The 13162-nt window shown below is 68.5% G+C and carries 11 protein-coding genes; 7 read left to right on the top strand and 4 right to left on the bottom strand.

From position 1 onward, the window contains the following. Positions 1-11 precede the first annotated feature (11 nt). Genes ubiG through hpnC form a run of 4 tightly spaced genes read left to right on the top strand, consistent with a single transcriptional unit; the run spans position 12 to position 3644 of the window. Entirely contained in the window at positions 12-755 is a 744-nt protein-coding gene (gene ubiG, locus G372_RS0111800; RefSeq protein ID WP_425274053.1) for a bifunctional 2-polyprenyl-6-hydroxyphenol methylase/3-demethylubiquinol 3-O-methyltransferase UbiG, read from the top strand. Continuing rightward, positions 752-1438: a phosphoglycolate phosphatase gene (gene gph, locus G372_RS0111795; protein ID WP_019624398.1), complete on the top strand. Its 687-nt coding sequence runs from the start codon at positions 752-754 to the stop codon at positions 1436-1438. The genes ubiG and gph overlap by 4 nt, the downstream gene beginning before the upstream one ends. After that, positions 1423-2760, top strand: coding sequence for a DNA recombination protein RmuC (locus tag G372_RS0111790; RefSeq protein WP_019624399.1), 1338 nt, complete (start codon positions 1423-1425; stop codon positions 2758-2760). The genes gph and G372_RS0111790 overlap by 16 nt, the downstream gene beginning before the upstream one ends. A 5-nt stretch (positions 2761-2765) precedes the next feature. Beyond that, positions 2766-3644, top strand: a complete 879-nt coding sequence (hpnC, locus tag G372_RS0111785) for a squalene synthase HpnC (protein WP_019624400.1) — start codon at positions 2766-2768, stop codon at positions 3642-3644. On the opposite strand, the gene hemN is transcribed toward hpnC, so the two are convergent. Further along, positions 3641-5026, bottom strand: coding sequence for an oxygen-independent coproporphyrinogen III oxidase (hemN, locus tag G372_RS0111780; protein ID WP_019624401.1), 1386 nt, complete (start codon positions 5024-5026; stop codon positions 3641-3643). The genes hpnC and hemN overlap by 4 nt on opposite strands. Before the next feature lie 182 nt (positions 5027-5208). On the opposite strand from hemN, the gene hpnD reads away from it, so the two are divergent. From hpnD to G372_RS0111765, 3 genes are read left to right on the top strand one after another with little or no spacing between them, the layout of a single operon-like run. Continuing rightward, positions 5209-6066, top strand: coding sequence for a presqualene diphosphate synthase HpnD (hpnD, locus tag G372_RS0111775; RefSeq protein WP_019624402.1), 858 nt, complete (start codon positions 5209-5211; stop codon positions 6064-6066). Positions 6067-6079: 13 nt separating this feature from the next. Then, positions 6080-7414, top strand: a complete 1335-nt coding sequence (gene hpnE / locus G372_RS0111770) for a hydroxysqualene dehydroxylase HpnE (RefSeq protein WP_019624403.1) — start codon at positions 6080-6082, stop codon at positions 7412-7414. Then, entirely contained in the window at positions 7411-8220 is an 810-nt protein-coding gene (locus tag G372_RS0111765; RefSeq protein ID WP_019624404.1) for an SDR family NAD(P)-dependent oxidoreductase, read from the top strand. Before hpnE ends, G372_RS0111765 begins: the two co-directional genes overlap by 4 nt. Before the next feature lie 147 nt (positions 8221-8367). Here the strand turns inward: G372_RS0111765 and G372_RS0111760 are convergent, their stop codons facing one another. The 3 genes from G372_RS0111760 to G372_RS0111750 all read right to left on the bottom strand — a co-directional run bounded on the left by G372_RS0111760 (position 8368) and on the right by G372_RS0111750 (position 12973). Further along, positions 8368-10644 (bottom strand): YgiQ family radical SAM protein, encoded by a 2277-nt coding sequence (locus G372_RS0111760; protein WP_026340401.1) that lies wholly within the window; start codon positions 10642-10644, stop codon positions 8368-8370. 260 nt (positions 10645-10904) lie between these two features. Continuing rightward, positions 10905-11303, bottom strand: a complete 399-nt coding sequence (locus tag G372_RS0111755; RefSeq protein WP_018864526.1) for a globin — start codon at positions 11301-11303, stop codon at positions 10905-10907. 113 nt (positions 11304-11416) lie between these two features. Beyond that, entirely contained in the window at positions 11417-12973 is a 1557-nt protein-coding gene (locus G372_RS0111750) for a glutamate synthase-related protein (protein ID WP_019624406.1), read from the bottom strand. Positions 12974-13162 lie beyond the last annotated feature (189 nt).

Genomic DNA, 13162 nt, shown 5'->3' with positions numbered 1-13162 from the left:
TCGAGATGACCATGACCCGCGAATCCCAAAGCAGCACTGGCGACAACGTCGATCACGCCGAACTGCACAAGTTCACGCATCGGGCCCACGAGTGGTGGGACCCGAACGGCGCCTTCGCCACCCTCCACGCGATCAACCCCCTGCGCCTGGAATGGATCGACCAGCACGCCGATCTGGCCGGCAAGAAGATCCTGGACGTCGGCTGTGGCGCGGGCATCCTGTCCGAGGCAATGGCGGTACGCGGCGCGCACGTGACCGCACTCGATGCCGGGGCCGAGCATCTGGAGGTCGCGCGCGAGCACGCACACGACTCCGGGCTGGAGATCCACTACCTGCACACGACCGCCGAGGCCCATGCCGAGCATCATGCGGGCGACTACGACGTGGTCACCTGCCTGGAGATGCTGGAACACGTGCCCGATCCCGAGGCGGTCATCGACGCCCTGGTCCGGCTGGTACGCCCCGGTGGCTGGCTGTTCCTCTCGACCATCAACCGCACCCCCCGCGCGTTCGCCGAGGCGATCGTCGGGGCCGAGTATGTACTGCGCCTGCTGCCCACCGGCACACACGAATACAGCCGCTTTATCCGGCCCTCGGAGCTGGGCGCGGTCCTGCGCAAGCACCGCTTCGAGGTCATCGACATGACCGGACTCACCTACTCGCCGCTGTCCGGCCGCTATCGCCTGGTCCCGCGCACGGACGTCAACTACCTGATGGCCGCGCGCCGCCCGGACAACGACAGCGAGACCCCATGAGCGGCGAAATCCGCGGGGTCCTGTTCGACCTGGACGGGACCCTGCTCGACACGGCCCCGGACATGCACGCCGCGCTGACCGTGCTGCTGGCCGAGAACGATCGCCCGCCGCTGCCCTTCGAGGCGGTGCGCAATCACGTCTCGCACGGCTCCCAGGCCCTTGTGCAACTGGGCTTTCCGGATGTCGACACCGCGCACCGCGAGACCCTCAAGCAGCGCTACCTCGAAATCTACGCCCGAGATCTGTGCATCGACACCAGCCTCTTCCCCGGGCTGGACCAGGTGCTGGACGCCTGCGAGGAGCGCGGCTGGCCGCTTGGTGTGGTGACCAACAAGCCCGCCTGGCTGACCGAGCCGCTCCTCGACGCCCTGGACCTGACGCCCAGGCTCGCCGCGATCGTCAGCGGCGACACCCTCCCGCAACGCAAGCCGGCCCCCGAACCCATGTGGCTGGCCGCACGCCAGACGGGGCTCCCGCCCGAACAGCACTGCTACTGGGGCGACGCCGAACGCGATATCGCGGCCGGTCGCGCCGCCGGCATGTCCACGCTGATCGCGCGCTGGGGCTACATCGACGCCACCCAGGACCCGGACCGCTGGGGCGCCGATGGCGCCCTCGATCGCCCGAATGACTTCTGGCGCTGGCACCAGGCCAAGGCAGGCCCGCAATGGCTGGCGAGCTGACCGCACTCCCCCTCACCGCCTGGACCGCCCTCGGTGCCGCCCTGCTGGTCGGGCTGGTGCTTGGCTATGCCCTGGCCGGCCTGCGCCTGAATCGCCGCCTGGGCGATCTGCAAACGCGCAATGCCCGCCTGGAGGCCGAACTCGAAGCCGCGGAACAGCGCCGCGAAGACCTGCGCCAGAGCTTCGAGACCGCACGCCAGGAACTCGACCGCTCCTTCTCGGCGCTGGCAAGCGAGGCCCTGGAGGCCAACTCCAACCAGTTCCTGCGCCTGGCGCAGTCGATCCTGTCGCAAAAGCTCAGCGAGGGCCAGAACGAGATCGAGCGCTCGGAGAACAAGGTCGAGGCGATGCTCAAGCCGATCCGCGAGACGCTGGGCAAGACCGAGGCCGAGATCAACGCGATGGAGCGCTCGCGCGCGCAGGCCTTCGCCGCGCTGAACGAGCAGATCCAGCGCCTGAGCTCGGACAACGCCACGCTCCAGCGCGAGGCCCACAACCTGGTACAGGCCCTGTCCCGCCCCGGCGTGCGCGGGCGCTGGGGCGAGCTCACCCTCAAGCGTGCGGTGGAGCTCGCGGGCCTCTCGGCGCACTGCGACTTCACCGAACAACCGGCGCTGGACGGCGACGGCGCCCGCCAGCGCCCGGACCTGCTCGTGCACATGCCCGGCAACCGGGCCCTGGTCGTGGATGCCAAGACACCCCTGGATGCCTACCTCGACGCGGTCGCCGCAGCCGACCCGGAGCCGCGCGCAGCGGCCTTCAAGCGTCACGCCCAGCACCTGCGCTCGCGCGTCACCGAGCTCTCCAGCAAGCAGTACTGGGCCAGCGTCGAGCAGTCCCCCGAGTTCGCCGTGCTGTTCCTGCCCGGCGACCCGTTCCTGGCCGCCGCGCTGGAACACGAACCCGGCCTCCTGGAATACGCACTGGAGCGCCAGGTGCTGCTGGCCACCCCGAGCACGCTGATCGCCCTGCTGCGCACCGTCGAGTACGGCTGGCAACAGGCGCAGCTCACCGAGCACGCGCTGGAGATTCGCGACCTCGGCGCGGAGCTCTCCCACCGTCTGGGCACCTTGACCGAGCACCTGGCGCGCCTCGGCAAGGCGCTGGACCAGAGTACCGACGCCTTCAACAAGACCGTAGGCAGCCTGGAGCGCCAGGTCATGCCGAGCGCCCGACGGTTCCAGGAGCTGGGTATCCGCGCGCGCAAGAACCCGGAGGCGCCGGATACCCTGAACAATCGCGCCCGTCAGCCCGTCGACGCGAACCTCCCGGACGACGACCCGGACGTCGACACCGCTCCGGACACGGGCTCGCGGGACTGAGCCGCATGGCGGACCGCCCCGACATCCGCGCCGCGTACCGCCACTGCCGGCGCCGCGCGGCCGCGCACTACGAGAACTTCCCGGTCGCCTCCTGGCTGCTGCCCGCGCGCCTGCGCGGGCCGGTCGCCGCGGTCTACTGCTTCGCCCGCGATGCCGACGACCTCGCCGACGAGGACCAGCGCACCATCGACGAGCGGCGTGCCGACCTGATCGCAATGCAGGAACGCGTGCAGATCCTCGAAGACCCGGCCGCGGAATCCGAGCCAGAGTGGATCGCGCTGGCCGATGCGCGGCAGCGCTTCAGCCTGCCCGCCGCCCCGTTTGTCGATCTGGTCGACGCCTTCATCCAGGACCTGGAACAGACCCGCTACGCCACGTTTGGCGAGGTCATGGAGTACTGCCGCCGCTCCGCCAACCCGGTCGGGCGGCTGATGCTGTACCTCGACGGGAATCCGACCGAGGAGATGATCGGCTACTCCGACGCGGTCTGCTCCGCGCTGCAGCTGATCAACTTCTATCAGGACCTGCACCAGGACATCACCGAGAACAACCGGATCTACCTGCCGCAGGACGAGATGGCGCAGTACGGCGTCAGCGAGGAGATGATCGCGGCGGGCCAGACGACCTTCCCGCTACGCAACCTGATGCAGTTCCAGTACGCCCGCGCCGACCGCCTGCTGCGCGCCGGGGCACCGCTCGGCGGCATGCTGCGCGGACGCATGGGCCTGGAGATCCGCGCGATCATCAACGGCGGCGCCCGCGTACTCTGGCGCCTGCGCCAGCAGGACGACGTCTTCGCCCGCCCGCGCCTGCGCGCCCGCGACGCCTGGATCATCCTCGCCCACAGCCTCCGCCCCCGCCGCCGCAAGCGCGGCGCTAGCTAGACGACCTTCGAATAGCGCCGTTCTTCGCGGTTCAGGTAGGCGTCGAAGGCCATGGCGATGTTGCGCAGCAGGAGTCGGCCGCGTGGCTGGACCTCCAGGCAGTCGCGGCCGATGGTCACCAGGCCGTCGGCCTCCATCTCGGCCAGGCGGTCCAGGGCATCGCCAAAGGTCTCCCGGAAGTCGATGCCGAATGCGGCCTCGATGCCGCCGAAGTCGACTCTGGAGTGGCACATCAACTCGCTGATCACGGCGCGCCGCAGGCGATCGTCCTCATTCAGCTCGAGGCCGCGGAACACGGGCAGCTGACCCGACGCCAGCCGTTCCTGATAGGCATCGACCTCGCGCAGGTTCTGGCTGTAGCTGTCTCCGATCTTGCCGATGGCGGTCGGCCCCAGCGCGACGAGATCGTATTCCGCGCGCGTCGAGTAGCCCTGGAAGTTTCGCTGCAGCGTGCCCGCGCGCTGGGCGATCGCGAGTTCGTCATCGGGCAGCGCAAAGTGATCCATGCCGATGTACACATACCCCGCGTCGGTCAGACGCTGGATAGTCATCTCGAGGATCGCGAGCCGCTCCGTGGCCGGCGGGAGATCACCGTCGCGGATCTGGCGCTGCGTCTTGAACAGCTCCGGCAGGTGCGCGTAGTTGTACACGGCCAGCCGCTCCGGACGCAGGTCCAGCACGCGGTCCAGTGTCGCGGAGAACGTGTCCACCGTCTGCAGGGGCAGCCCGTAGATCAGATCCAGGTTGGTCGACGTAAAGCCATGCTCGCGCGCCTGGCGTACCACCTGCGCGGTGACCTCGAACGGCTGGATGCGGTTGACGGCCTTCTGCACGGCGGGATCGACATCCTGCACCCCGACACTGATGCGATTGAAGCCCAGCGACGCCAGGAGCGGCAGGGTGCCGGGACGCACAGCACGCGGATCGATCTCGATTGAGAACTCCCGCTCCGGGCCCGTCTCCAGCGTGAAATGCCGGCCCAGGGCCTCCATGACCCGGGTCAGGTCGTCGTCGGACAGATAGGTCGGCGTCCCGCCCCCGAAGTGCAACTGGCGCACCGGCCGATCGCGATCGAACAACTCGCCCTGCAGGGCAATCTCCTGCTCCAGCGAGTCGAGATAGCTCGTCGCCCGCCGATAATTGCCGGTTATCACCTTGTTGCAGGCACAGTAAAAACACACCGTGTCGCAGAAGGGCACGTGGACATAGAGCGACAGCGGACGCGCCGCCCCTTCGGCATTCGTCACCCGCGCCACCCGCATATAGGCCTGCGCGTCAAACCCCTCGTGGAACTGCGGCGCCGTAGGGTAGGACGTATAGCGAGGGCCGCTCACGTCATAGCGACGCAACACTTCGGGATCGAATACCAGACGCTGTTCCATACGGCTCTCCGCATCGGGAGGGCGGGCCCCTTGCGCCACCCTGACACCATCACCCTACGCGCCCCCCGGCCGGGGCCGGTTGATGTATGTCAAACGTGGCTTCGATCAGCGCCGCCATCCGCATCCCGGCCCCGCTGTGCTAGCCTTGCCGTCCCAAGACGGTACCCCGATCCCGAGCGCGTATGTCCCCCGACGAATATTGCGAGGAGAAGGCCGCGAAGAGCGGCTCCAGCTTCTACTACGCATTCCGGTTCCTGGAGCCCGAACGGCGCCGCGCGATCACCGCGCTGTACGCGTTCTGCCGCGAGGTGGACGACATCGTCGACGAGGTCAGCGAGGAGACCGTGGCGCGCACCAAGCTTCAGTGGTGGCGCGAGGAGATCGAGCGCCTGTTCGACCACCAGCCGCGCCACCCGATCACCCAGGCCCTGCAGCCGCATCTGGCGCCGTTCGATCTCAGCCGCGAGTACTTCGACGAGATCATCGACGGCATGCAGATGGACCTCGACTACGACAGCTACCCGGACTTCACCACGCTGTCGCTGTACTGCTACCGCGCGGCCAGCGTGGTCGGGATCCTGTCCGCCCATATCTTCGGCTTCTCGGACCGACGCACGCTGAAATACGCGCATGACTTAGGGATGGCCCTGCAGCTGACCAACATCCTGCGTGATGTCCACGAGGACGCGATGCGCGGCCGGGTCTACATCCCGATGGACGAGCTGAAAAAGCACGGCGTAAAGCCCGAGGAATTTCAGGTCAATGTCACGGACGACCGCCATCGTGCTCTGTTCGCCGAGCAGGCGGAGCGAGCTCGCCGCTACTACCAGCGCGCCGAGGAGCACCTGCCCGCCGAGGACCGCTACCCCCAGCGCCCGGGCCTGATCATGGCCGCGATCTACCGCACCCTGCTCGACGAGATCGAGGACGACGGCTATCGCGTGCTGGAGCACCGCGTGCGGCTGACCCCGATCCGCAAGCTGTGGATCGCCTGGCGCACCGCGCGCCGCCTGAAGCGCGAATACCGCCGCGCGGGCTGACCCCGCCCGCCCCATGGCCACCGTTCCCGCATCGCATCCGGTCGTCGTGCTCGGCGCCGGCTGGGCCGGTCTGACCGCCGCGCTGACACTTGCCCGGGCCGGCGTCGCGGTCCACCTGATCGAGGCCGCCGCGACCGCGGGCGGGCGCGCCCGCAGCCTGGACCGCGACGGTGCGGAACTGGACAACGGCCAGCACGTGCTGGTCGGCGCCTGTCACGCCACACTGGACCAACTGCGCTCGGTCGGCACCAACACGGATCACGCCTTCGCGGCCCTGCCGTTCGGCCTGCGCATGCATGCACCGGGCCGCCCTCACCCGGCCCTGGCCCTGGAACCGCGCTCGCCGCGCCTGCCGGCCCTGGCCGGTGGGCTGTGGAAGAGCCTTGCGGGTACCCCGCTGCACAGACGCCTCCCGGCCCTGCTGGGGGCAGCCTCGATCCTGCATCGGCCGCTGGACGAGGACCACGACGTACGCGAATGGCTGCAGACGCACCGTCAGCCGGACATGCTGATCCGCCAGCTCTGGGAACCGCTCTGCCTCGCGGTCATGAATACGCCGATCCGAAGCGCCTCGGCGCAGATCTTCCAGAACGTGCTGCGTCTGGCCCTGAACCACGGGCCGGACGACGCCCGGCTCCTGATCCCGACCCGGCCACTGGGATCGCTGTATCCGGAACCCGCCCTGCGCGAACTGCGCGAGCGCGGTGCCACGATCGAGACCGGTCGGCGCATTGTGGCCATCGAACCCGGGGGTCCCGAGGCCCGCTACCAGCTGCGCGACCGTAACCATCGCGTCACCTATGCCAACGCGGTGATCCTCGCCACCGCGCCCAGCGCAGCCGCTCGACTCCTGCCCGCAGCCCCCGAGCTGCAGCCCCACCATCGGGCGCTGATGGCCATGGGCGAGCGCAGCATCTGTACGGTGTATCTGCGCTACCCCGGCCCGGTCCTGGAACGCCCGCCGCTACAGGGACTCATCGACCAGCACGGACAATGGCTCATTCCCCGCCGGGTGGCCGGCGAGCCGGACTGGCTGGCCGTCGTGATCTCCACTGCGGACGACCTGCCGGCGATGACGGCGGAGGAGCGCTGGCGTCGCGTCGCGGAAGAACTGGAACGGACCTTCCCCGAACTGGGAATCCCCCAGACCGGTCATGTCGTGTGCGAGAGACGCGCCACGATCGATGCCCGCGTCGATCTGGACGCACTGCGCCCGGTGGCCGGCACCCCCTGGCCCGGACTGTTCCTGGCCGGCGACTATGTGACGCCGGGCCTGCCCTCGACCCTCGAAGCCGCCGTGCGGTCTGGATTAGAATCAGCCCACAAGCTACTGGAGACGCTGCCTTGACCGATCTCGACATCCCCGCCCTGCTGGACTATCGCCCGGAACCGGGTGCCTTCAACGACCGCGTGGTCCTGGTAACCGGCGCGGCCGCGGGCATCGGGCGTGCGATCGCCCAGGCCTGCGCGGCGGCGGGCGCGATCGTCGTGCTGCTGGACAAGGACATCAAAGGACTGGAGAAGACCTACGACCTGATCGAGCAGGAAGGCCACCCGCAGCCGGCCATCTACCCGCTCAATCTGGAGGGTGCCACGGTCAAGGACTACGGCGACCTGGCCGAGAACATCCGCGACTCCCTGGGGCGCCTGGACGGGCTGGTACTGCACGCCGGCTGGGCCGGGACACTGACGCCGTTGAAGGGATACGACCCCGAGCTGTGGTTCAAGGTCATCAACAGCAACCTGCACGGTCCGTTCTTCCTCGCCCAGGCGGTGCTCCCGCTGCTGGAAGACAGCCCGCACGGCAGCTTGGTCGTCTCCACCCAGGACTGCCGCAAGGCCTTCTGGGGCGCCTTCGGCATGGCCAAGGCCGCGCAGGACGCGATGATCGACATCCTCGCGCGCGAGCACCGCAACGAGAAGCACTTCATCCATGTGAACGGCATCGACACCGGCCCCGTGCGCTCGCGCTTCCGCGCCGGCCACTACCCGGCCGAAAACGCCGAGAAGCTGCCACGCCCGGAAGACGTCGTCGGCCCGTACCTCTACCTCCTCGACACCACCGACCCGGAACACACAGGCCTGCACCTGTCCCTGGAGGGCCACGTACCCGAGCCGGCACCCCGCCCGCACCGCCAGCCCCAGGAGGGCTAACCACCGCCCCTGGCCACGCGGGGCTTCGCGGCCAAGGCCGCTCCCACGGGCTTGTTGTGGCCGCCGGGGTCTACCTTCGGGTCTTGCCTTTTGCCTTTGTGGGAGCGGCCTGTGGGAGCGGCCTTGGCCGCGAAGCCCTGACACAGCCTACCCACGCCGCACCCGGCGCTTACCCGGGCGGGATTTGGCCCGGGGCGGGCCCTTCTTCTGGCCGGGCCCGGCCGGGCGGGCGGCGGTCTCCACGCCCTTGTGCTGGGTCTGGAAGGTCTGGCCGCGCTGTTTCAGGGCCTTGCCGCCGCGGGTCACGCGGCCGCCGGTGGCGGCCCTCGCCCCGCCCGTGCCCTGGCCGGTGCCGGCGGGCTGCCAGGTGGGGATCAGGTGATGCTTGCCATTGCCGATCAAGTCCGCACGGCCCATGCGCTTGAGCGCATCGCGCAACAGCGGCCAGTTGTTCGGATCGTGGTATCGCAGGAATGCCTTGTGCAGGCGCCGCGCCCGTGCGCCGCGCGCGACCGGCACCCGATCCCCCGCCTTGCGCTTGATGCCACGCAGCGGGTCCCGCCCGGAGTGCCACATTGCGGTCGCGAGCGCCATCGGGCTGGGCAGGAAGGCCTGCACCTGGTCGGCGCGGAAGTTGTGCCGCTTGAGCCACAACGCGAGGTTCAACATGTCCTCGTCGGACGTTCCCGGGTGCGCGGCGATGAAATACGGGATCAGGTACTGCTCCTTGCCCGCCTGCTTCGAGTACTTCTCGAACATCGCCTTGAAGCGATCGTACGCGCCCATGCCGGGCTTCATCATGCGCGACAGGGGGCCGGATTCCGTATGTTCCGGCGCAATCTTCAGGTAGCCTCCCACATGATGGGTGACCAGCTCCTTCACGTACTCCGGTGACTCCACGGCCAGGTCGTACCGCAGGCCCGAGGCGATCAGGATCTTCTTGATCCCGGGCAGCGCCCGCGCCTTGCGGTAGAGGTTCACCAGCGGCGTGTGGTCGGTATCGAGGTTCTTGCAGATCCCGGGATAGACACAGGACAGCCGGCGGCAGTTGCGCTCGATCTCCGGGTCCTTGCAGGCCAGGCGGTACATGTTGGCCGTGGGCCCCCCGAGATCGGAGACCACGCCGGTAAAGCCGTCGACCTTGTCGCGGATCTCCTCGATCTCCTTGAGCACGCTCTCCTCGGAACGGCTCTGGATAATGCGGCCCTCGTGCTCGGTGATCGAGCAGAACGTGCAGCCGCCGAAGCAGCCCCGCATGATGTTCACCGAGAAGCGGATCATCTCCCAGGCCGGGATGCGCGCATCGCCATAGGAGGGATGCGGCGCGCGGGCATACGGGAGGTCGAACACCGCATCCATCTCCGCAGTGGTCAGGGGGATCGGTGGCGGGTTCAGCCAGACCTCCTTGTCGCCATGGCGCTGCACGATGGCGCGGGCATTGCCCGGGTTGGTCTCCAGATGCAGCACGCGGGAGGCATGGGCGTACAGCACCGAATCGCCCTTGACCTGTTCAAAGGCCGGGATGCGGATGACCGTCTGGTCTCGCGGCGTCCCGCGCGGGATGTCGCGGTGGAAGCGAACGACCCGGGCACCACTCTCCTCGGCGGCACTCTTGGGTTCCTGTTTCGTTTCGGCCTCGGCACAGGTCGACGGCGACACCATCGCGTAGGGGTCGGGATTGGCGTCCACCGGCCCCGGGGTATCCACTTCGCTGGAGTCCAGCTCCACATAGCCGCCCGGCACCGCATCGCGCAGGAACGCCGTACCCCGCAGATCGGTGATCTCCCGCGGGTGCTCGCCGGCCGCCACGCGATGAGCCAGCTCGACCAGGGCGCGTTCGGCATTGCCGAACAGCAGGATGTCGGCACGCGCATCCAGCAGCACCGAGCGGCGCACCTTGTCCTGCCAGTAGTCGTAGTGGGCGATGCGGCGCAGGCTCGCCTCGATGCCGCCGGCGACCACCGGCACGTCCTTGTACGCCTCGCGGGCGCGCTGGGCGTAGACGATCACCGCGCGGTCCGGCCGGTGGCCGTGGACATCCCCCGGGGTATAGGCGTCGTTGGAGCGGATCTTCCGGTCAGCCGTGTAGTGGTTGACCATCGAGTCCATATTGCCGGCGGTGACGCCGAAGAACAGATTGGGGCGGCCTAGCGCGCGGAACGGCTCGGCGGAGGTCCAGTCCGGCTGCGCGATGATGCCGACGCGAAAGCCCTGTGCCTCCAGCAGCCGCCCGATGATCGCCATGCCGAAGCTCGGGTGGTCAACATAGGCGTCCCCCGTGACCAGCACGATGTCGCAGCTGTCCCAGCCGAGGTCGTCCATCTCCTCGCGGGTGGTCGGCAGAAACGGGGCCGTACCGAAGCGCTTGGCCCAGTAGGGCTTGCGCGCAAACAGCGAAGGCGGGAAATCGGGGACAGCGGACATGGACTCGGGCTCCCGGCCGGGGCCGGTGGATTCAAACCCGCGCATTACACGCCGGAAACGCCGCCAGATCAAACGGCCCCGGCGCTTGCGGGGCCGAAAGGGATGCCGGACAAACCCCATCGGCCAGAGGCTGGCCTCCTACAAGCCATGCCCCCAGGCGGCCCGAGGTCAAGGAACACGATAACCAACCCCAAAGCCCTTGAACGCCCCCCTGTAGGAGGCCAGCCCCCTGGCCGATCGTTCGCTCGGCGCGACCGGCCTCAGTAAAGCCTTACGAACAGATCGATCGCCGGCTGCATCGCGCCCCGCCAGCGCTCTTCCAGGCGCGGCTCCCAGCGCGGGTCGATCTCGGCGGCCGTGCGCACCATGCAGTCCAGCCAGATCGGGTACAGATCCGGCTCCACCGGTACACGTCCTTCGCGGGAATGGACCTGCCCCATGCGCTCCATCGTCGATGCCACGAAGCTCTCCCCCTCCGCATAGCTGATCGCCGTCGAGATCGCCTGCCCGAGGGCCCGCTTTTGCTGCGAGAAGTCCGTAGAGGCGAACGCCGCCTTCACCCTCGGGTCGGCCTGCAGGAAGTGTTCGTAAAAGCGCGTCACGAAGTCGCCCGCGCGGCGGCATCGTCCATAACTCTGGTGTACGTCGGAGAAGTCCATGGTCGTCCCTGCCGTAAAGGAGTCGCAAGGATGCAGAATGCGGTGCACGGGCGCATTGAGACAGATCAACCGCCCAGGCTGGCCCAGCCCGTGCCGCACTCGCATCCCTCTCGTCAGGACTTGGGATACACGCCGGCGTACTGAATGCCCGCCAGTTCCGCCAGCCCGCGGTCGAACGTCGTCAGGTCGTTCGGGCCAAAATCCTCCAGACGGTTGTGGCCGCAGGCACGCGCCAGTACACACATCAGCTCCCGCGAGGCCCCCAGGAACCGGCCCAGCCGCTCCCCGCCCTCCCGGGCATCCAGCCGCGCGCGCAGCTTCGGGTCCTGTGTCGCCACGCCCGTCGGGCAGCGGTTCGTGTGGCAGATCCGCGCACCCACACAGCCGACCGCCTGGATTGCGGCATTGCCCAGCGCAATACCGTCGGCCCCCAGCGCCAAGGCCTTCACGAAGTCCGCGGGTGTGCGCAGCCCGCCCGTAACCAGCAGCGTGACCCGGCCACTGGCGCCATTGGCATCCAGGAAGCGCCGCGCTCGGCCCAGCGCCGGGATCGTGGGCACACTGATGTGGTCGCGCAGCAGCGCGGGCGAAGCCCCGGTACCGCCACCGCGACCATCCAGGATCACGTAGTCCGCCCCCGCCTCCAGGGCAAAGGCCAGATCCGCCTCGATGTGATTGGCCGACAGCTTGAACCCGACGGGAATGCCCCCGGTCTTCTCCCGTACCTCGTCGGCAAAACGGCGGTAGTCCGCGGGCGTCTCGAACCCGTCCAGGCTGGGTGGCGAGAGGGCGTCCTGCCCCACGTCGATCCCGCGCACCCGGGCGATCTCGTCACTCACCTTCGCCCCGGGCAGCACGCCACCCACACCGGTCTTGGCCGCCTGGCCGGCCTTGAAATGCAAGGCCTGCACCTTCGCCAGCACCTCGTCGGAATAGCCAAACCGCGCCGGCCCCAGCTCGAACAAATAGCGCGAGTTCTCCGCCTGTTCGGCATCCAGCATCCCGCCCTCGCCGGAACAGATCCCCGTCCCGGCCTGCTCGGCCCCGCGCGCCAGCGCGATCTTCGCCTCGCGCGACAGCGCCCCAAAGCTCATGTCCGATACCAGCATCGGGATATCCAGCCGCAGCGGCCGCTTCGCCTCGGGCCCGATCACCAGCCCCGTCTCGACCGGGGCCCCATCCGGCAGCGGCCGACTGGCGAGTTGCGCCGCCAGCAGCTGCAGGTCGTCCCAGGTCGGGAGCCGACTGCGCGGCACGCCCATCGCCACCGTCGGTCCGTGGTGACCCACCTCGTCCAGCCCCGAACGGGCCATGCGATGGATCAGTTCGACATGCGGCTCCGTCTCGGTATTGCGCGGGTCCGGGGCGTTGTCGCCGTCATCCTCACCGGAGCCCTGATCCGTGTCCGGCTCGGTGCCGATATCGTCCTCGTCGAACTGCTGGTGGGTGCCATCACAGTACGGGAGATTGCCCGACTGCTTGCACTGGCACATTAATGCCTCGCCATCCTCCTCCGGGGTCAAGGCGATCGGCTCCAGCCCCGTCCCCGCGTGCGAGCCGTCACAAAACGGCTGGTCCTTGGATCGCCCGCAGCGGCAAAAGTAATACTCCTTCCCCTTCTTCAACTCGACGCCCTTGGGCTCCACCGCCGCGATCTTCGCTCCTGCCATGATTCGCTCCTTGCTCTTGGGGTACTAGGGAAACACTGATCAATGTACACGCTCGCGCTCGAGTCGCTCTTGCGTGCGAACAAGGCGCGGCGACCGCCGTGCAGTCATTCTGCACAAGGGAGCCGCAACGCCGTTCCCGCGCCCGTTTTTGATAACAACGGGCGGCCGAGCCCCTTCGGGGTTGGCACC

Origin of the sequence: Thioalkalivibrio thiocyanoxidans ARh2, assembly GCF_000385215.1 — a bacterium.
GTDB classification, from domain to species: Bacteria; Pseudomonadota; Gammaproteobacteria; order Ectothiorhodospirales; family Ectothiorhodospiraceae; genus Thioalkalivibrio; species Thioalkalivibrio thiocyanoxidans.
This window is presented reverse-complemented; position numbering and strand designations above follow the sequence as displayed.